The 19,951-nt window shown below is 38.2% G+C and carries 13 protein-coding genes and 1 tRNA gene; 10 read left to right on the plus strand and 4 right to left on the minus strand.

From position 1 onward, the window contains the following. Nucleotides 1-383: 383 nt before the first annotated feature. Nucleotides 384-4,313, plus strand: coding sequence for an MBG domain-containing protein (locus Q8S11_RS10355; RefSeq protein WP_305662024.1), 3,930 nt, complete (start codon nucleotides 384-386; stop codon nucleotides 4,311-4,313). 32 nt (nucleotides 4,314-4,345) lie between these two features. On the opposite strand, the gene Q8S11_RS10360 is transcribed toward Q8S11_RS10355, so the two are convergent. The 3 genes from Q8S11_RS10360 to Q8S11_RS10370 all read right to left on the minus strand — a co-directional run bounded on the left by Q8S11_RS10360 (nucleotide 4,346) and on the right by Q8S11_RS10370 (nucleotide 8,991). Next, nucleotides 4,346-4,609 (minus strand): hypothetical protein, encoded by a 264-nt coding sequence (locus Q8S11_RS10360; protein ID WP_305662025.1) that lies wholly within the window; start codon nucleotides 4,607-4,609, stop codon nucleotides 4,346-4,348. A gap of 29 nt (nucleotides 4,610-4,638) precedes the next feature. Then, on the minus strand, nucleotides 4,639-8,586 hold the full coding sequence (locus Q8S11_RS10365; protein WP_305662026.1) for a DUF4157 domain-containing protein: 3,948 nt from the start codon (nucleotides 8,584-8,586) through the stop codon (nucleotides 4,639-4,641). Nucleotides 8,587-8,917: 331 nt separating this feature from the next. Further along, nucleotides 8,918-8,991, minus strand: a tRNA-Ala gene (locus Q8S11_RS10370). 458 nt (nucleotides 8,992-9,449) lie between these two features. On the opposite strand from Q8S11_RS10370, the gene Q8S11_RS10375 reads away from it, so the two are divergent. The 8 genes from Q8S11_RS10375 to Q8S11_RS10410 all read left to right on the plus strand — a co-directional run bounded on the left by Q8S11_RS10375 (nucleotide 9,450) and on the right by Q8S11_RS10410 (nucleotide 18,767). Continuing rightward, nucleotides 9,450-10,325, plus strand: coding sequence for an ATP-binding protein (locus Q8S11_RS10375; protein ID WP_305662214.1), 876 nt, complete (start codon nucleotides 9,450-9,452; stop codon nucleotides 10,323-10,325). Nucleotides 10,326-10,334: 9 nt separating this feature from the next. Next, nucleotides 10,335-10,757, plus strand: coding sequence for a response regulator (locus Q8S11_RS10380; protein ID WP_305662027.1), 423 nt, complete (start codon nucleotides 10,335-10,337; stop codon nucleotides 10,755-10,757). Between the two features lie 2 nt (nucleotides 10,758-10,759). Then, nucleotides 10,760-11,803, plus strand: a complete 1,044-nt coding sequence (locus tag Q8S11_RS10385) for a PAS domain S-box protein (protein ID WP_305662028.1) — start codon at nucleotides 10,760-10,762, stop codon at nucleotides 11,801-11,803. 365 nt (nucleotides 11,804-12,168) lie between these two features. Beyond that, the gene (locus tag Q8S11_RS10390; protein ID WP_305662029.1) at nucleotides 12,169-15,342 is read left to right on the plus strand and encodes a SusC/RagA family TonB-linked outer membrane protein; all 3,174 of its coding nucleotides are present in this window, start codon (nucleotides 12,169-12,171) and stop codon (nucleotides 15,340-15,342) included. A gap of 30 nt (nucleotides 15,343-15,372) precedes the next feature. Beyond that, a complete protein-coding gene (locus Q8S11_RS10395; protein ID WP_305662030.1) occupies nucleotides 15,373-16,857 on the plus strand; it encodes a SusD/RagB family nutrient-binding outer membrane lipoprotein in 1,485 nt (494 codons plus the stop codon). Nucleotides 16,858-17,060: 203 nt separating this feature from the next. After that, nucleotides 17,061-17,456 carry a hypothetical protein gene (locus Q8S11_RS10400; RefSeq protein ID WP_305662031.1) on the plus strand — a complete coding sequence of 132 codons (396 nt, stop codon included), beginning with the start codon at nucleotides 17,061-17,063 and terminating at the stop codon, nucleotides 17,454-17,456. A gap of 89 nt (nucleotides 17,457-17,545) precedes the next feature. Further along, complete coding sequence (locus Q8S11_RS10405; protein ID WP_305662032.1) at nucleotides 17,546-17,977, plus strand: hypothetical protein; 432 nt, start codon at nucleotides 17,546-17,548, stop codon at nucleotides 17,975-17,977. A 286-nt stretch (nucleotides 17,978-18,263) separates the two neighbouring features. Continuing rightward, nucleotides 18,264-18,767, plus strand: coding sequence for a phosphoheptose isomerase (locus Q8S11_RS10410; RefSeq protein WP_305662033.1), 504 nt, complete (start codon nucleotides 18,264-18,266; stop codon nucleotides 18,765-18,767). A 49-nt stretch (nucleotides 18,768-18,816) separates the two neighbouring features. Here the strand turns inward: Q8S11_RS10410 and Q8S11_RS10415 are convergent, their stop codons facing one another. Beyond that, complete coding sequence (locus Q8S11_RS10415; protein WP_305662221.1) at nucleotides 18,817-18,939, minus strand: hypothetical protein; 123 nt, start codon at nucleotides 18,937-18,939, stop codon at nucleotides 18,817-18,819. Here Q8S11_RS10415 and Q8S11_RS10420 point away from each other — a divergent pair. Further along, nucleotides 18,892-19,584: an acyl-CoA desaturase gene (locus Q8S11_RS10420; RefSeq protein ID WP_305662215.1), complete on the plus strand. Its 693-nt coding sequence runs from the start codon at nucleotides 18,892-18,894 to the stop codon at nucleotides 19,582-19,584. The genes Q8S11_RS10415 and Q8S11_RS10420 overlap by 48 nt on opposite strands. The last annotated feature ends 367 nt before the right edge of the window (nucleotides 19,585-19,951 follow it).

Here is a 19,951-nt window from a genome sequence, read left to right on the forward strand (position 1 = left end):
GTATTTGATTTGATTCTTGCTGACAATTATAGTTTGATTGTCAGTTATGGTTTGATTGTCAGTTTAAATGATTAACCTATTGAAACATTGGTTTGCCGGGCTTATGCCGGGCTTATTTAGCATCCTGACCTAAGCATAAATAAAGCCAGGCTGCTTTTTTCATTACCCTGGAATCCTTGTCCTGAGCAAGCGAACTTTATCTGTGAGGGTGTTCGATTCGTCCTAATCAGATTAACAGGATGTTTCATTCCAAAATTCTTGCAGTCTTTCTTTTGTCATAATTTTTCAAAACTGGAACCTTTTATTTTGGAGGAGGTAAAAGACCTATAAATGGGGTTACTACCCGGGATTTTATTGGTGATTTGACCAGCAGGAATTATTTTATGATCGTTTTAGCAAAGGATATGGGAAAGGTGATTAGGGCCGATAGGTTCATCAAGTATTTCACCCGGGCAAGTAATGCAGGGCGAATGTTTCTGAATCCGGTATTCTTTCCATTATTGTTTGTCATAAATATTTTTTCAGCTCCTGGCCTTGGAAATACCACATTTGAAGTGGTGCATGGCAATATATCATCATTTTCCACATTGGCTAAACCGATAGTTTCAGATCCGAAGATAACAACTGTCGGAAGGGATTCTATAAACATTGAGGTCAGTATCATCGGCGATAGTGGTGCATTGATACAAGAAAAAGGTATCATTTACAGTCTAATATCGAATGTAAATCATGAGGAAACAAAGATTACGTATGGATCAGGCGGAGGAACATACCATATCCTGCTAACCGGCCTTCCACAAAATAAAGTTTATCGTGTCAAAGCTTATGCAATAAATGAGGAAGGTATAAGTTATAGCCCTGAAAAGGAGTTTGACACCTTTAATTCACCGAGATTTACCACTTTGCCAACAACTGAGGTAGATTATGATACTGAATATTTTAGTATTGTTAAAACTGAACCTGTGAAAGGGCAGGAAACAAAAATCAGTGCTATTAGTATACCTGCCTGGCTGAATATTAGTTCCGAACCCATGGCAAGATTATTTGCAGGAGGCGAGCATGTAGGTTCATCTGATGGTAAGGGAATCATGGCCCGTTTCTCGGCACCGTATGCCCTTGCATCAAATTCAATGGGAACAATATATGTCGCAGATCAGGTTGACAACCGGATACGAAAAATCAGTCCGGAAGGGGAGGTATCAACCATAGCGGGCATCCTTTCCGCAGGGTTTAGAGATGGGAAGGGTATTGAGGCCAGATTTGATACCCCCTCAGGTATTGCTGTTGATCAGCAAGGAAACCTTTACATTTCAGATCAGAATAATCACTCCATCCGTAAAATCAGTCCTGCAGGCCAGGTAATTACTCTTGCCGGCAGCAAGAAGGCAGGGGCTGCTGACGGCAAAGGGAGTGATGCAAGCTTTAAAAGTCCGGCGGGTATTTGTATTGACAATAAAGGCTTCATTTATGTAGCAGATCGTGGGAATAACCTGATCAGGGTCATCAGTCCTGAGGGAATTGTTTCAACCCTTGCGGGAAGCGGTAAACTTGGTTATGCTGATGGTAATGGTAAAACTGCGAGGTTTAATGCCCCAACAGGAATCGCTGTTGACGGCGCGGGATATGTATACGTGGCAGATCAGGTTAATAATCGAATCCGAAAAATCAGTCCCACTGGGGAAGTAAGTACTTTCGCAGGGAATGGTGAATTTTCGAATCGTGATGGGGAAGCTTCACAAGCGACATTCAGATATCCTACGGCACTGGTTTTTGACCCGCAAGAGAATTTGTATGTGGCCGATCAACTCAATCATTCGATTCGGAAAATCAGTACAATTGGAGAGGTAAGTACCATTAAAATCAGTAATACACGAGATTCTAATATAGGGGCAAATGCTTCCATTTTTAAAAACCCTTCAGGTATCTGCTTTAATAGAGATGGGGATCTCCTGCTTGCTGATTATCACAATCACAATATCAAAAAAATCATAGAAAATACACTGTTATATGGCACCCCGTCCAAATCCCAACTGGGGTCTCATAAGATCATCTTACAGGCGAGCAATAATATTGGAAGCAGGATACAAGAAAGCACTATTATTGTTAAGGACAATATAAGCCCTAAGATAGTAAGCACAAGTCCGGTAAATTTGTCGGAAGGTGTAGACCGTACAGTCGATATACATATTACTTTTGATGAGGAGATCATCCTGTCTAATTCAGGATCAATAAGTATTCATGATGGGGATAAGATCTTCCAAAAGTACAATATTGCTGAAGCAGCGACAAGTAAAGAGATACTTTTGTCTGAGGATCAAAAGTCCTTAATTCTTGCTGTTAAAGACTTACCACCTGCTACCCTGTTCAATGTTTATATTGATAATGGAATTGTACAGGATATATCCAAAAATCTATTTAAACAGGGGTCTTCATCTCTGATATCCTGGAGTTTTACCACTAAATCTAAACAAGCGCAAAATCTGATTTTTATGCCATTGACTGAAAAAACATACGGTGATTCGGTGTTTAAACTTGGACCATTATATTCATCATCCGGCCTCCCAATAACATATTATGCTGAAGATCCGACCCTCCTTTTAATTTTTGCTGACTCAGCAAGGGTTTTGAAGGCTGGAAGCACGAGGGTCATTGCTGTTCAGAATGGAGACGATGATTACCTGCCTGCAACAGTAGTGCAGTCACTACCGATCCAACCCAGGCCTATCGTTATCAGGCCCAAAACAGGCCAGGTAATGACTTATGGCAGTGTGCAGCCTGAAATAAAATTTGACATAATTGCTGGTAGTCTTGTAAGTGGTGATAAATTTAGCGGTGGTCTGTTAAAATCCCCGGGGGATACGATCGGTGAATATGCTATCTCAATAGGATCTTTGACTTTAGGTACTAATTATCAGATCAAGATGCAAGATATGACTATGCTTGTACATAAGGCTCCATTGCTGATTAGGGCGAACGATCAGACAAAAATTGCAGGCAACCCTAATCCAATCTTTACCTGTAGTTATGAAGGGTTTGTAAATGGGGATAGTCCGGCTGACTTACTTAAAAAGCCTGAATTAACTTGTGTTTCAACAACTAAATCACTAATTGGAACCTACCCTATTAACCTGATGGGAGCCGAAGCAAAAAACTATATAATCTCTTATCAACCTGGAATTTTGACTGTGCAGGCAAGTGATGAAGCAGAATTTGATTACCAATACATCGACTTACATGAAAATATGCCCACCGGTACACCGGCAGTACGCTTGCAGCAAAACAAACCAGGCAGTCAGCCATTGATCTTTACACTGGTAAAGGGTGATGGAGATACCGATAACAATTTATTTAAAATGGAAGGGAATTCCATCGTTACTACACGTCCACTGGATTATGAAGAAAAGCATCAGTATTCTGTCAGAGTTAGGTCTGAGGGTGTATTTGGTGAAACAGTGGAGAAAATAATAAGTCCATTACTTATCAATGTGAATGAAAGTCCTCAAATGCGAAAAATTCCAATTGAAGTAATTTGTTCTGAAGGTTCAATTCAATTAGAAGAAATTACTGCGGGGCCGGAAAATGACCAGAACGTAAAGATTTATGTGAAAGTAAATGGACTGGGGACAAAAAATTATTTTGAGATTACGCAGCCGGTCAATGGCACTTCTCTGTTAAGCTATAGAATCCCAAATAAGCAGATTAAAAGTGTCGATCTCCGGATTATTCTAAAAGATGATGGCGGCATACTTAATGGAGGGATTGATTCTGCAATTTATAATTATACTTTTAAAATTATACCTAAAACAGCTATCCGCATTACCTCAGATAAAGGACTTACTCTGCTAAGGGGAACTTCATCTGTCTTATCCTCAAACGGCAGCGGTAAATTTCAATGGTATTTTAACAAACAAAGAATAGAGGGTGCGCAGAATGATTATTTAAAAATAAATGCCGAAGAGAGTGGGGAATATAGTGTACAGGTAATAAATGAGGGTGGCTGTATCAGTGAAAGTCACATTAATATTATCGTAGCAGATAGGGTGTTGGTTAGCTGCACCAATTTAATAACTCCAAACTCAGATGGAATAAATGATTCTTTCATTGCCAGGAACATTGAGCAGTTTCCCGGGAATGAATTATGGATAATGGATCGAACTGGCAAGCTGGTTTATAACCAGAAAAACTATTCCAATAATTGGCAGGGTACTTCAAGTGGTGCCATGCTGCCAAAGGGAACATATTATTACGTGCTCGATCTTGGTAATAAAAAAGACATATTAAAGGGCTTTATCACTGTGCTTTACGAACAATAGAATAAGATTGATTTTGCTTGCTTTCGCACCCTCTAGCGCTTTCTCATTTGCCTAAGCTGAATCTTTTGTACATTTACACCTAGTGTAACATAGATTCTGCCTTTTGTGACATCAATATTTGGTTTTTGATATTGTCCATTCCACCACAGTATTGTACAATCGGTTCGTGGTGCTTTGATATCAATTATTTCTTCGTTTGTTATTTCAGAATCACTATTTAACGAAAATCCATGATCAGTAATTTTTTCACCAATTGCTGAAAAGCCCAAGTGTTGTTGATCCGTTTGATTTTCCATATTTTTCATTAATAAAATGCTGTGTAATTCTACTTACTACCTTTTTCAATTTGTCTTTGATGATCCTGCACCAATTTGAAAGCTGTTTGCTTACCAGTTTCGGACACACTTTCAAAAACAGTTTTGTTCGTCAACATAACCTTTCTAAATTCAAGGTATGCAGTGGCAAATTTTTCGTAGTCACTTGCCCCAAACCATGCACCGGTTTTAATAGTTTTTGATTGTAGCGAATCATCCCCCCAAAATTTACTGTGCAAGTGCTCCTTTTTTATTTTCTCAACAGCTTCGAGCACCTTGCTTTTTTCTAATAGTAAAGCATGATAGGAAGAGATTATATCTTTTGGATAGGCCTCAGCGAATGCCTTCACTTTTTCATTGTAATGCGTAACAAAGGCCTGAGCAATATTGGAACTGCTTCCCAGAATTTTAACATTACTCAAAATTTGTTCCTTAAGATATTTTTCTCCTTTATCTACTTGTGACATCAGTTCACTCTCGGGTTTAAGTGAATCACCTAATGAATCTAATACCTTGTAAATTTCATCCCAATTACATCTATTGTCAATGAACTGATTGTAAAACTGCAAATTAGCAAGGGCTACATTATTGAACTTTTTAGATTCACCGGGCAGTTGATTATCTTTTTGGTATGCGGCTGTTCTTCCGGTTTCTGCAGTTTTGATTACGTCAATAGCTTCTTGCTTTTCCTTTTCCGCGAATCTATGATTGTAGTCTAAATCTAATAATTGTTCAATAGTAAGTCCTTTGGCCTCTTCTTTTACAGATGGATCAACGTGTTTATCCAACATTTCTTTATCGGCCAGAGCATTTTTTCCCATATCCGGATCCGTCCGTTTTTTATTTGAGAATTCGAATTTACCAAGAGATTTTTCACCTAATGTCAGACTAAACTGTTTTCGGAAGAAATAGAGGGCTGTAGCCACAATATCCAAATAAGCCCCAACTTTTGCTTCCCCTTGTATATCATAGGTAAATCCGGAATCATCATCTTTCAAATTCTTTGAAGCAGGCTCTTCCTCTAATGGGAAGCCTTTCTGGTAGCCAATTTCGGTATTCATATCGAACTTACCTGCCGCCCTTAAAAGTAAAGCTAAAGCAATTAGAAGCTGGCTTCCTCCCTGAATACCCCCAAATACTCCTCCTTCAACATTGGCAGTGAAATTCGTTTTGGCATTAAGCATAATTGATTTTTTTTCATTGTCTAGTTCAATGATTGCTGCAAGCTCTTTTGCAAATTTTCCGCCATATTCAATATATATACCAAAAATGGCTGAAACGGCAGGAAAAACCGGAATAGTGGCACTCAATTCGTATCTGGAACTCGACCAATTATCTCCGAGTATCTCACTAATTTTATTCAGAGGGTTAGGCATTTTTATCTCTGCTTTACCCGAAGTAATCTGGTAATCCGGACTAACAGATTCATTGAAACTTAAGCCCACATCACCTTCAATTTCTCCTGTACTTTTAATCCCAAGATATTCAGGCAAATTGAGGTTCATTGAACCATGTACCATCACTTTTAAACTACCGTCCTTACCTTTTGCAATTTTATATTCCTTGGGTTTGAGCGTAAATACTTTTACATTGAATTCATTTCCCGAAGCATCTGTTTTTAGTTCTTCAAAAGCAATACCCGATTTGCTGATAGCAATATTCTTTCCCGTAAAGGTTTTATTGAGATCCTTGATGCCCACACTCAAACTAAGTTCCTCAGCATTGATTTTTTGTTCTTTTGAGCTGAAGTTGAATTTTTTGGCCTCAACCTTTTGTCCTAATAATTCGAATTTTAAGTTGCCCTGATCTATGGAATAATACTTTTCACCTTCTGGATTCCAGTGGATTTTCACATCCCCACCCGTTTGGAAATTTTCGAATCCAACCGGTGATTCCTTCGTGTTGAACTGATAAGTGGTTTCGCCTTCAAATGCACTTAATTTTTTAGAATAGGCAATACTTGTTTTCTTCAGACTAAAAAAACTATAATCGACATCAGGAAGCTCGCCTTCAATTTTATCGTAATCAAAGCCACTTTCAGTGATCGAAATGCCCGACACTGTAAGTGCAACAGGATTGTCAAAAATGTTAATACCTCCCCGGGCCTCTTGAACAGAGAATTTCTTTGCACTGTAATTATAGGCTATGCCATTTAGTTTTAGGTTCAGGCCGCCAATGTTAGCTTCGCTTCTGCCATTCTTAATCTTAATGTTCTCAATAGTATTTTTAGTATCTACCCGAACAGTTACCCTGCCTTTGGCATTGGCAAGATTACCTATGGTCAGATCCAGCTCTCCCTTCACCTCTATCGCTTGTCCTTTGAAATATTTGATCGTAGGGTCGATAACCTGTATGCCCATTTGTGTGTCAATTATTCCGTTGATTTTCCCCTCCAGCCTGTTAAAATCGGCTTGCCCTTGCTTAATTGAAGTGTCGAATGCTTTTAATGAAATTTTGCGACCGAGAACTTCTACTGAGCCTGTAGCTTCCGCTGCATTAAATGTATTTTCCTTGTAAGTATAACTGAATTTTGACATTTCAAATATCACTCCATCCATTTCAAATTTGGCGGATTTCCCATCTACTGTGATATTGTTAAAGGTGTCGTCACTATTGAATTCTATTTTAACTGTTCCATTTGTGGAAATTATGCCTGCAAGGGATATTTTTAGCTCACCTGAAAACCAGTATTTGCCTGAAATAAGATTGAAGTTGGCTGCCGGCTTTAGAACTGAAAATCCTAAGTTAGTGTCAAAATCAGAACCCTCTTTAGAGCCAGACTTTATAAGTCCATGCTCAGCAGCATTAATATCATCCAATTCGGATGTGTATAACAGGTTTACCGAAGGAGGATAAGTGCTTTTGTATGTTTTAACAAGCTCCAGTAAAGTCCGATAATCACCTACTGACTTATGGAAGATTTTTCTGTTTGTTACCGGGTTGCTAACAAAGTTTTCCAGGCTGGTTTGAAGACCCCTGTATTTATTAATGATTTCCGGGTAATTGCTTGTTGTCTGATTCAAAAACCTGTAAATGGAAACTCTTTTTGCCTTTTCGTTTTCGTCTTCTTTTTCTCCGGACGCCTGGGCCTGGGCATGCCGTTCGAGCCATGTTCTTGCTAGAGGTTTTAATTCTTTAAGTAGTGCTTGTTTCTCTGCCACATCCTGTGATTTATTGAATTCATCGGACAGACGAAGGATCTGAGAGTAGCTGCTTTCATTTCCAAAAAACCGATTCAATCTGGCGGCCACAGTCAGTTCTCCTTGGAACTTTATTTGGGATTCCTCACCCATATGGGCGCCACTTTTTTTAAGTTCATCTAACTTTTTTCTGTGTGCTGCAGATTTCGGTTCTACTTTTTTTTCTGCTTTGATACCCTCTTCTTCTCCCGTTTCTGCTAAATCAAAGAATTCTTCTGTTTCATCCTCTTTACCCTTCAATTGCAAGGTAGGTTTTACACGCCCTTGTTTTTGTTGTACCACATGCCAGGCTTCATGAGGTAAATGTCTGTCCTGCCCGGAGGCTACATGGATATCAGTTCCCTGAGCATATGCATGAGCTTGTAAAGTTGCGGGCTTATCAGAATTATAGTGAACCTTGACGTCGTCCAAAGAATACCCTGAAAGATTTTCAATTCCTGATTTAAGCTGATCTGGTAATCCGGTGTTGTTATTCTGCTGATTGAGGCTGGATTGTTGTGGAGCAGGATTTTCTGTGCGTTGTGCGACCCCTGATTTATTTTGGTCAGCCATCTGCTGATATGACCGGAGTTGCTTTACCTGCTGACTATTATTGGCCATGTCCTGGTAAGTTCTCAGTCGCTGTACCAAAGGAGCTGTCCCCAATAGTTTATCCTGACTAACCTCTGCAAGCTCTTCCCCACTGCTTTGCTGCTTTACGGAAATCGCGGCAGCAGCACGGCTATTGTTCTCAGATGTTTGGGGAGCGTGAACATTCATTCTTATTACATCTCTGGAAAACTTTCCTTAAACTTTTGGCACAACAAATCAAAAGTAAATTTCAATAGTTTAAATTAAATTTTTTTCACGAAAAAAAAGAAGAACGCTGAGAAAGTTCGGTTTTTGGTAGCTTAATCTCTTTATGACTTTACAGTCCGGATGCAGTATTGCCATAAGCAAATATATTTTACTTAAGGAAGACAAGATGTTTACGAGAGTACCCGATTTGTCAGGAATTAAAAATGCTTTCTTAGGAATTTGCTTAATAGAGATACGACACTGCGTTACAATTCAACAAAAAAGGCCTCAGAATTACCTGAAGCCTTATATGTGGAGAATATCGGATTCGAACCGATCACCTCTTCACTGCCAGCGAAGCGCTCTAGCCAAATGAGCTAATCCCCCTTATTACACTTGTGCAAAATTGAGCATTTTTATTGCTTTTTGCAATAGATAATTTGATTATATGGTGAGTATGTGTTTTAAATAAAAAATATTCGGCAACTGAATATTTTAAATAGCTATTGAAATAATATCTAGAGATCTGGATTTTACCCTTTGATCATAATAAATATTTTATGTCTCTGATATTCATCCTTTTGACATATTTGTGGACCGAATATTCAAATGCCATTGATAGCGATTTTTTCAGAATGTACCATCAAGCTGCAGAAACCGGACAATCAATTGCCTTTGAGGATAATTATGCTAGCCAGGGAAAGTGGTTTGAAGTGACTGTTTAGCCATCGGTGAATGGACTATCTGTATACTTTAAAGGTATTACATTCGGTAAAGAGATTGATCTGCGCATAGTCGAGGCAAATGATTGGTTTAAGAAAGTGCCTTAGGCTACCAATGAAGCAATTTGGGAGGAGGAATACCGATTCAAGAGAGAGGATGGTACATTGGCCTTTGTACTCGACAGAGGGATAGTTATCAGGGATAAAAGCGGTGCCCCAGTCAGGATGGTTGGTGCTATGCAGGATATCTCCTATCGAAAGGAATACGAACATCAGCTCCAAACACTGAATGAATCCCTTAGAAAGAATATTGCCGAGTTGGAAGTAGTTAACGAGGAATTGGAGCAATTTGCATTCATCACATCACATGATTTACAGGAACCTTTGCGGATGATCACAAGCTTCCTGCATCAATTGGATCGAAAATATTCTGATAAACTTGACGATAAGGCAAGACAATATATTAATTTTGCAACGGAAGGGGCAGTCAGGAGGAAGCAAATCATCCTGGATTTGTTGGAATTTTCAAGGGCAGGTAAACTGAATGAAAATAAAAATGAGGTTAATCTGGAGGAACTGTTGGATCAATATAAACTTTTACGCTCAAAGCTTATTCAGGAAAAATCTGTGAAACTGATCCATGAGAAGCTTCCTGTAATTTCTGCTTTTTCAGTCCCGCTCACCCAAACCATTCATTGCCTGCTGGATAATGCGATAAAATATTCCAATGATTCAAAGAAACCAATGATTGCCATGGACGTATCAGAAGAGAAGAAACATTGGACATTCACTATCAAGGATAATGGAATTGGGATTGAGGCAGAGTATTTTGATCGTATTTTTATAATTTTTCAAAGACTTCACAATCGAAGCGAATACAGCGGAACAGGAATGGGTTTGGCTATAGTAAAGAAAAATGTAGAAAGCTGGGGTGGAAAAATCTGGCTGGAATCAGAAATGGAAAAGGGCAGCACTTTTTATTTCACTGTCCCTAAATAAAAAATAAAAATGAAGCCAATACACATATTATTAGTTGAAGATAATGAAGGAGATATACTCCTTACCTTAGAGGCATTTGAAGAGGGAAAGATCACTAATAATACAACAGTTATTAAGGACGGGAAATCTGCAATTGATTTTCTAAATGAACATGCAGGTACAGACGGGTTTCCTGATTTAGTTTTGCTTGATGTCAATCTCCCCAGGAAAAACGGACACGAAGTACTCACTTATATAAAAACGAATGAACATTTAAAAAGTTTACCGGTAATTATGCTCACAACATCATCTTCTGACCGGGATATCAGGCTTTCTTATCAAAATCACGCCAATTGCTATATTACCAAGCCTGTTGGAGCTACCGATTTTATGGATGCAATAGTTAAGATAGAGGAATTCTGGATCAACATTGTGCAATTGCCCAAACGCTGATTATGCCTTTTTTAAAAGATAAAAAACCATATCGAATTTTAGTTGTTGAGGATAATCCAGGTGATTTTACTTTGGTAGAGGATTATATATTGGAGTACATTATCAAACCTCAAATTGTTAATACCCGTGATTTTTATAAAACAAAAGCACTTTTAACCAGCACAGAATTACAGCCTTTTGATATTATATTTTTAGATCTCAGCCTCCCTGATAAAGATGGTGAAGATTTAATCAGGGAAATGCTTTTGCTTGGCGGGGGCTGTCCGATAGTGGTTTTGACCGGCTTTTCTGATGTCAATTTCAGTATAAAATCTTTGGCATTGGGAATATCCGATTATCTGTTAAAAGATGATTTGAATCCAACCTCTGTTTACAAAAGTATCATCTACAATATTGAACGGAAGAAGAGTTTGTTGGATATGCAGGAATCAGAGAAAAGGTACAGTGATCTTTTCCATCTCAATCCTGAACCTATGTGGGTATTTGATTTTGAAACACTTCAGTTTCTGGATGTCAACAATGCAGCAATACAAAGTTACGGTTATAGTTTAGACGAATTTATGTCTATGACAATTAAGGATATACGTCCGGCAGAGGATATTTCAATACTAAACGAAGCAATCGAATGGGTTGGCTCTAATCCGGGAGGATGGTTGAAAAATAAATTCAGACATTTGAAAAAGAATGGTGAAATTATTATTGTAGAAATAAAGAACAATAGCATTCTTTTTAAAGGGAGATATGCCCAATTGATCTTAGCACATAATATTACAGAGCGGGTCAATTACATCAACGCAATTGAAGAGCAGAATCAGAAGCTTAGTGAGATTTCCTGGATGCAGTCACATGTGGTTAGGGCTCCGATCGCGAGGCTCATGGGTCTGATAGATCTTATAAAACATCCCACAAGTTCAGAAGAATTAAAAGAAGAGATTTTAGGATATATTCTCATTTCAGCACATGAACTTGATCAGATCGTGCGGGAAATCACGAGAAAAGCAGAGGAAGTAGGCCCCAATCTGGACAATTTGAAGGATAAATTCTGAATCCCGCTCGAATCATTTATCCAATCATTCGATTTCTCGGCAAAGATCATTATAACTGAATCAACGCATTCTGTTTTTCTATGTCTCTTCAAATATCCATACCCCCATAGATTTTTAATTAAACTTTTATGTCACATTAATTTAATTTGAAATCAGTTCATTTATGAAATTTACTTTTCATATTTTATTTATAATATGCTGATTATTAGATAATTAATAATAATTATTCTTATATTTTAACATTTCTATCAGGCTTTTCCAAATCCAATTTATTCTTCAAAATAAAATATTCACCTAATGCAGGCTTAATATCCCAAATGGACTTTTGGCGCTAAGTTATTTATGCACCTAAAGTTCAAATTTTTATGAAAAGACAATACCTGCTCCTTTTTTCTAAAACCCTTATTTTATTGATCACTTTTTCCTTTCTGAATTTCCAGGAAAAAGCTTTTGCCCAGACACAAATTTCAGGGAAAGTAAAAGATGTAAAGAATGAACCTATTCCTGGGGTTAGTATTCGCATGAAAGGAACAACAAATGGTACCACCACCGATGTTCACGGAGAATTTAAACTAAGCATCCCTCAAAATCAGGGAATTCTGGTTATTTCTTCCATAGGTTTTACTAGCCTTGAAATACCTCTGGATAGTAGAAGAGAATATACTGTTACTCTTGTCGAAGATAATAAGTTCCTGAGTGAGGTAGTTGTTACCGCCCTGGGTATCAAGAGGGAAGAAAAATCACTCGGGTTCGCAGCTCAAACGATTACTGCCGATGCGGTTGTTGATGCCAAAACCAATAACTGGATAAATTCACTTTCCGGTAAGGTTGCGGGTTTAAATATTCAGGGTACAGGTGCCGGACCAATGGGTTCATCAAGAATCACACTGAGAGGTGAATCATCATTGAACCTTGATAATAACCAGGCATTAATTGTTGTGGATGGTGTTCCAATCAGCAGCAGAATAACTGGAACCGGATTTAATTCTCACCTTTCTCAGGATAGCCCGGTAGATTATGGATCGGGTGTATCAGATATCAATCCTGATGATATAGAAACTGTAACTGTACTTAAAGGGCCTGGTGCAACAGCTTTATATGGTAGTCGTGCAGCAGGTGGAGTTATCATTATTACAACCAAAAGCGGTGAACGCAAAGGCAATGGATTGGGAGTTACTTTTAATTCCAACTTTAATATTGAACAGGTTAACCGCTGGCCTGATTATCAGTTTGAATATGGTGAAGGAAGAACAAGTGCATATTACTCCTATTTAGATAGCCCTGATGGAATTAATACAAGTACAACTGTAGCAGCAGGAAGAGCCTGGGGACCTAAATTTGAGGGCCAGAGCTATTATCAATATGATCCGAATACTCCGGGGAATATACCGACACAAAAAACACCATGGGTGGCTCATGACGACTATATTTCAGGCTATTTCCAGACAGGAAACACCGTGTCAAATAGCTTATCTATAGACGGTGGATCTGATAAGAGTTCTGCCCGACTTTCTATTACTCATTTAAAAAACAAATGGATTATACCGAATACCGGATTCGAAAGATTGAATGCGGCTTTATCTTTCAATCAAAAGGTTTCTGATAAATTAAAAATTACCGGAAGGGCAAACTATTCAAATAAAAAGAGTGATAATCTCCCCATGGCAGGGTACAATAATCAGACATTAATGTATTTCCTGATCATTGGTACCACCCCAAACATCAGACCCGAATGGTTTAAGCCTTACTGGCAGCCTGGTTTGGAAAATGTAGTTCAAAAGAATCCATTCAATCCCGGACCTGACAACCCTTATTTGGCAATGTATGAAATGCTAAATAAAATGAACAAAAATGGATTGATTGGAAATGTTTCTGCCAGTTATGAGATTTCAAAAAAGTTTGATCTTTTGCTTAGAACAGGAGTAGATATGTCTAATGAATTCCGTTCTCAGCAGAGACCATTCAGTATGACGAGATATCCAAGAGGAATGTATCGTGAACAGAATGTGTTTTCATATGAATCAAACACAGATTTATTGCTTTCTTTCAGGGATAAAATTTCTCCAAAAATTTCCATTAGTGCGAGCGCCGGTGCAAATACTATGATTCAGCAATATGATTTTGCAGGGGTATATGCAGATCAATTGGCACAACCGGGTGTTTACCAAATTTCAAATAGCCTGGATCAGGCAGTGGTTGATCCTTCCAGAACAAAGAAGTCTATAAACAGTGTTTACGGAAGTACACAAATTGCATTTGATGAGAAAATTTATTTAGATCTGACAGGAAGAAATGACTGGTCAAGTACATTGCCTTTCAAGAATAATTCATTCTTCTATCCTTCAGTCAGTTCAAGTTTTATTTTGGATGAGATTTTTGAACTTCCTAAGGCAATCACCTTTTCTAAGTTCAGAGCATCCTGGGCACAGGTAGGTAATGATACCCGGCCTTACCAAACTGCCCGGTATTATGACCGTATTTATGGTAATTCATTCACAAACCCTAACCAGCTATTTAATGCTGAGTTAAAGCCTGAAATTACAGCGAGTTATGAGTTTGGATTAGACATGCGATTTTTAAATAATAGAATAGGATTTGATATTGCTCACTATAATAACAATAGCCGAAATCAGATTTTATCTATTCCATTGGATCCGGTTACAGGATTTTCTACAGCACTGATAAATGCGGGCTTGATCAATAGTAAAGGCTGGGAAGTTCAATTAAACGGAAAGCCAATTCAAAAGGATAAATTCTCCTGGAGTACGACAGTTCTTTGGAATAGAAACCGCAGTTATGTAAAAGAACTGGCAGAAGGTTTAACTAATCAGATTATCTATCAACACAATACCAATGTCACAATCGAAGCCCGTGTAGGTGGATTAATGGGAGACATGTATGGAAGAGGTTTCCAACGTTCTCCGGATGGTCAGATCATTTACAACTCTACCAATGGTTTGCCGGCCCCACTTGATCAGGTTGCACGTAAAATGGGTAATGCGTTTGCCGATTGGAAGGGCAGCTTAATGAATGAATTCAGGTATAAAAATATAAATCTGAGCATTCTGTTGGATGGACAATATGGTGGAGAAATGTATTCTCAAACCAATCATAAAAACAATACCCTTGGAAAAACAAGAGTGACCTTACCTGGTCGTGATGGTGGTATTGTTGGAAAAGGTGTTGTAAAACTTGCAGATGGTTCGTTCGTTCCAAATACAAAACTTGCCCAGGCAAGCGCTTATTATGATAACTACTATCAAATCAGCAACGCTGAAACTAACATCTTCGATGCATCTTTCTTAAAGATCAGGGAAGTAAGGATGGAGTTTGGTCTGCCTGCAAATTTACTTAGAAAACTAGGTGTTCAGAAAACATCAATTGCAATTTGGGGCAGGGATTTATTCAACTTTACCAAATTCCCTGGATTCGATCCGGAAGGTGGGAATTTGAATAACGGGACTTTAACTCCGGGAGTAGAGTTAACCCAGTTTCCTTCTAACCGATTGGTTGGTACTAACCTAACCTTTAAGTTTTAATCTCAATTTGATTTTAATAATTCAACAGACATGAAATCTTCAAATAAAATAGTTACCGCAATACTTATAGTATTCACTTCCCTGTTATCTTGTACCGATAATTTCGAGGATTTAAATATCGATCCTAACCGACCTAAGGATGTTACCCCCGGAATCTTATTAGGCCAAATGCAATATCGTATAGTCAATAGTTCTATTCAGGGTTCCCGAAATTTTACACATGAATTAATGCAGGTGGATGCTCCCCGAGCAAGTACAAGCGGACAGGGATTACATCGATATGTTGTTAATCCCGGACAGGCGGTTTGGTCTGCATTTTATGATAGATTAACCGATGTAGAAGATATTTATAAGATTTCAGATCAGCTTAAAGAGAATAATTATAAAGCAATTGCTTTGGTTTATAGAAGCTGGGCCTATTCAATCTTAACTGATTTATATGGAGATGTTCCCTACTCACAAGCAATTAAGGCTTCTGAAGGAAATTTTTCACCAGCTTTTGATAAGCAAAAGGATATTTATGTTCAGATCTTAAAAGATCTGGAAACAGCAAATAATTTATTTGATGATAATAAAGCCCTGACCTACGGCGGGGATATGGTTTATAATGCCAATGCATTAACAGGAAGCAAAAATATTGGAATTCAAAAATGGAAAAAATTTGCGAACTCTCTTAGACTGAGGCTATTACTTAGAATTTCTAAGCGTGAGGGTGAAATAAATGTCAGCCAGCAAATTACTTCAATTTTAGCTAACCCGTCCACAAATCCGGTGTTTGCTGCTAATTCAGATGATGCAATTTTCAGGTATCCGGGTACCTATCCTTATTTTAATCCCTACTTCCAGGCTCGTACTTTAGACTGGAGGGAAGGTACCTATTTCACGAAGTTCTTTCTTAATCACATGAATGCTGTAAACGACCCAAGAAGGGCAATTTGGGCAATCCCTGTTACGGTGAACGGACAAAGTGTTTATCAGGGTATAGAAAGTGGTTATCCAACAAGTTTAGAGTATATCGTGGGTAGGAATTCAAGTTATCCGGATGCATTAAAAACTTCACCACTTTTGGGAGTAATGATGACATACTCAGAGGTAGAGTTTATTAAAGCTGAGTTGGCATTAAAAGGATACATTACAGGAAAACCTGCGAAGGCGCATTATGAGTCTGGGATAAGTGCTTCCATTGTTCAATGGGGTGCAAGTATGCCGGCTGGATTTTTGAATACGGCGGGTATAGCATATAATTCTGCCGGTACTACCGCCCAGCAATTAGAACAAATCATGCTGCAAAAATATTATGCTTACTTTTTTGTGGATTATCAATCCTGGTTTGAAAAACGACGGACCGGTTATCCGGTTTTACCAAGAGGTACTGGGATTCCGGCAGAGAATATATTCCCTTCACGGGTGCCTTATCCAACTTATTTACAATCTTTAAATTCCAGTAATCTCCAGGCTGCGATTGTATCAATGGGCGGTGACAATAGTAATGTTAAGGTTTGGTGGGAGAAATAGTTTAGTCGATCTTAACATCTGAGCATCTTTTTTCATAGAACAAATGGAGCCGCTTCGTAATCCACGAAGCGGCTCCATTTGTTTTAGCTTCCGAATTCCATGCCGGCCCTGATTATTTACTGATTTATCAAATATATTTTAATTACATTTAATTTAATCTGTATAGCATTATGAAGTTCTTATATATCTTCTTGATTGTTAATATGATTTCAGTCATAACTGTCAGGTCACAGCCGAAAGCAAAAGCAGAAAGACCCTATCAGATCTATGAAAAGGGTCAGTCTATGACTAATGTAAATGTTAGAAAGGAAGTAAGGGGTACAGAAAACATTGTTCAGATCGAGGTATTGAATGCAAGCGGTGGAACAGCTTTGGTAAGAGGTACGATACTTCCAGGTGCAGACATTGTGGAAGTCATTCCTACTCAGGGTAGCTTTAACCTAATCCGTCAGATTACCAAATCCGGGAGAGGTGAAACCATTCAATTGATTGATGTTGTTTTTCCGGTGAGGCTTCGTATTAATATTTCAGGTCAGTTTCTTGAGGTTGAAATTAAAGAAGCCGGATTTTGGAAGGTGGCAGTTGGGATGATCCAATAGGGCTGAGGTATTAGAATTTAAGAAAGAGTCGATTTATTTTAAAGTTTTTTAGAAACAACCAATTTATCAAACCAATAGAATCAGAAAAAATGAAGAATTTCAAAATTGCATTGTTTGCTCTTTTTACATTTGCGTCTATTTCAGTAAATGCACAACCCAAGCCAAAGGCAGAAAGGCCCTATACCATCCTTGAAAGAGGGCAACACATGACCCGGTTGAGTATAATAAAGGACATTAGGGCTGAGGAGAATACCGTTCAGATTGAGGCTGTTAATGCAAGCGGTGGTACTCCGCGTATCGAAGGTCCTGACATGGCTGGAGCGGACATTACAAATATACTGGCTACAGTTGGAAGCTATAACAAAATTCAGGAAATATCTAAAACCGGTAGAGGTGAAGTTGTTCAAATCCAACAGGTTCAATTCCCATTTAAAGTTCGAATCACTATTTCAAATCAAGTCCTGGAAGTTATGTTCAAAGAGGAAGGTTTCTGGAAAATTACGGTTGGGATGAACCAGTAATATTGAATTTTTTCTAATGACCCTGAAGGACAATGTCATTTAGTTAAGGATTACGATCCTGACGAATTCAGGAGATCTTCAATTATTAAAAAATGCATTGTCATTCTGGCTTAAGCCAGAACCTCCTGCTCTTAAATTCTTGATATTGCCTGTGGGAGTCGCATGTGAATATTTAAAAAAACATACGATCCCTTTATGGGCAAAGAATAAAAACTTTTACCGGGGACTACTGTTTATCTAATCATCAAATTGCATATTTCAGCCTTTAGAATTAATATTGCAGGATATGGGGAATGAACTGCAAAAAGAACAAATTTTCAAGAAGGTAAAAGAGGATCTGGAGCTTCAGGGTTTTGAAATTATGCAAATGGATGTACAAAGACCCTGGGGTGGCTTCTTTGTAATCAATGAGGATCAGGCTCAGAAATTTTCTGATACTTATTTTAGTGGAATTGCCGTCGACGAGCTTAAAATTTCCGGAAAACTTAGTCCGAAAGTATTAATTGTTGCTCCACAAACCCGACTTTCATGGCAGTATCATCAGCGCAGGGCCGAGATCTGGCAGGTAATTTCTGGTACTGTAGGTGTAATCTCAAGTTTTACAGATCAGGAAGGGGAGCTCAGGAAATACCATCCAGGAGATCAAATTGTGCTTAAACAGGGAGAGCGTCACAGGCTTGTCGGACTTAAAGACTGGGGGGTTATTGCCGAGATCTGGCAGCATACCGATGCCTCTAATCCCTCAGATGAATCTGATATTACCAGAGTTCAGGATGATTTTGGGCGTTAATGCCTATGTTATCGTGACATTTTTGGTATAATTAACCATAGAAATTTGTTTATTTTCGCAGGCTTTCAATCCAAAGCCTTTTTGATTTATGATAATTCTGATTTTCTTTCTTTGCCATTGGTTTTTGTCCCTGTTCTTTCAAACATTCTTCCTGCATCGCTATTCTTCTCATAAAATGTTTAAAATGAGTCCTTTCTGGGAAAAATTTTTCTATTTATCTACCTTTTTGGCTCAGGGATCTTCATTCCTTAATCCGCGTGCTTATGCCATTATGCATCGTATGCACCATGCCTATAGTGATACAGAAAAGGATCCTCATTCTCCTCATTTCTTTAAAGATGTGATTGGTATGATGGTTCAGACTAAAAATATTTACCTGGATTTTATCAGGTTTAAGATTGAACCGGAACCGGCTTTCAGGGATAATTATCCAACATGGCCTTTAATCGATAAGATCGGTGACCTTTGGATCACCCGCCTTACTTTTATAGCATTATATATAACTTTCTATGTGTATTTTGCAGAATACTGGTGGATGTACCTATTGCTTCCAATTCATTTTCTAATGGGACCAATCCATGGCGCTGTTGTGAACTGGTGCGGTCATAAATATGGGTATTCCAATTATGATAATGATGATCATAGCAAGAATACACTGCCATTAGACTTTTTGATGTTGGGTGAATTATTTCAGAATAACCACCATAAAAAGCCAAACAATGTCAATTTTGCACTGAAATGGTACGAATTTGATCCTTCCTACCCTATAATAAAGTTGATGCATCATCTGCGTATTATCAGATTAAGGAAGGTATAACACAAGAAATTAGGTTTAAAAAGGGTTCCATTAATGTGAACCCTTTTTTTGTTTCATAGTTTTTGGTTTTGAAGGAATCAAAGTGTGTGGAATAATGTTTTACTTTGACCCATTCTGGCAATGTCATTATTTAAGGATAAATTACGCGTTAATTACAAAGGAGGTTCTCGCTTTCGCGAGAATGACAACTCCTTGGGTGTCGAGAGGAATACGGCTCAAGGCCGGAATTGGAGTCTTATCAATAGCTGCGATTTATACATTGAAAAGGCCTTTTTTAGGTACTCACTCCGATCCTGACGAATTCAGGATCTCCCCTACTATTAAATATTGAACTGTCCTTTTCTTCTTAACTCAATGACATTGCCAT

The organism is Daejeonella sp. (assembly GCF_030695525.1).
GTDB lineage: Bacteria > Bacteroidota > Bacteroidia > Sphingobacteriales > Sphingobacteriaceae > Daejeonella.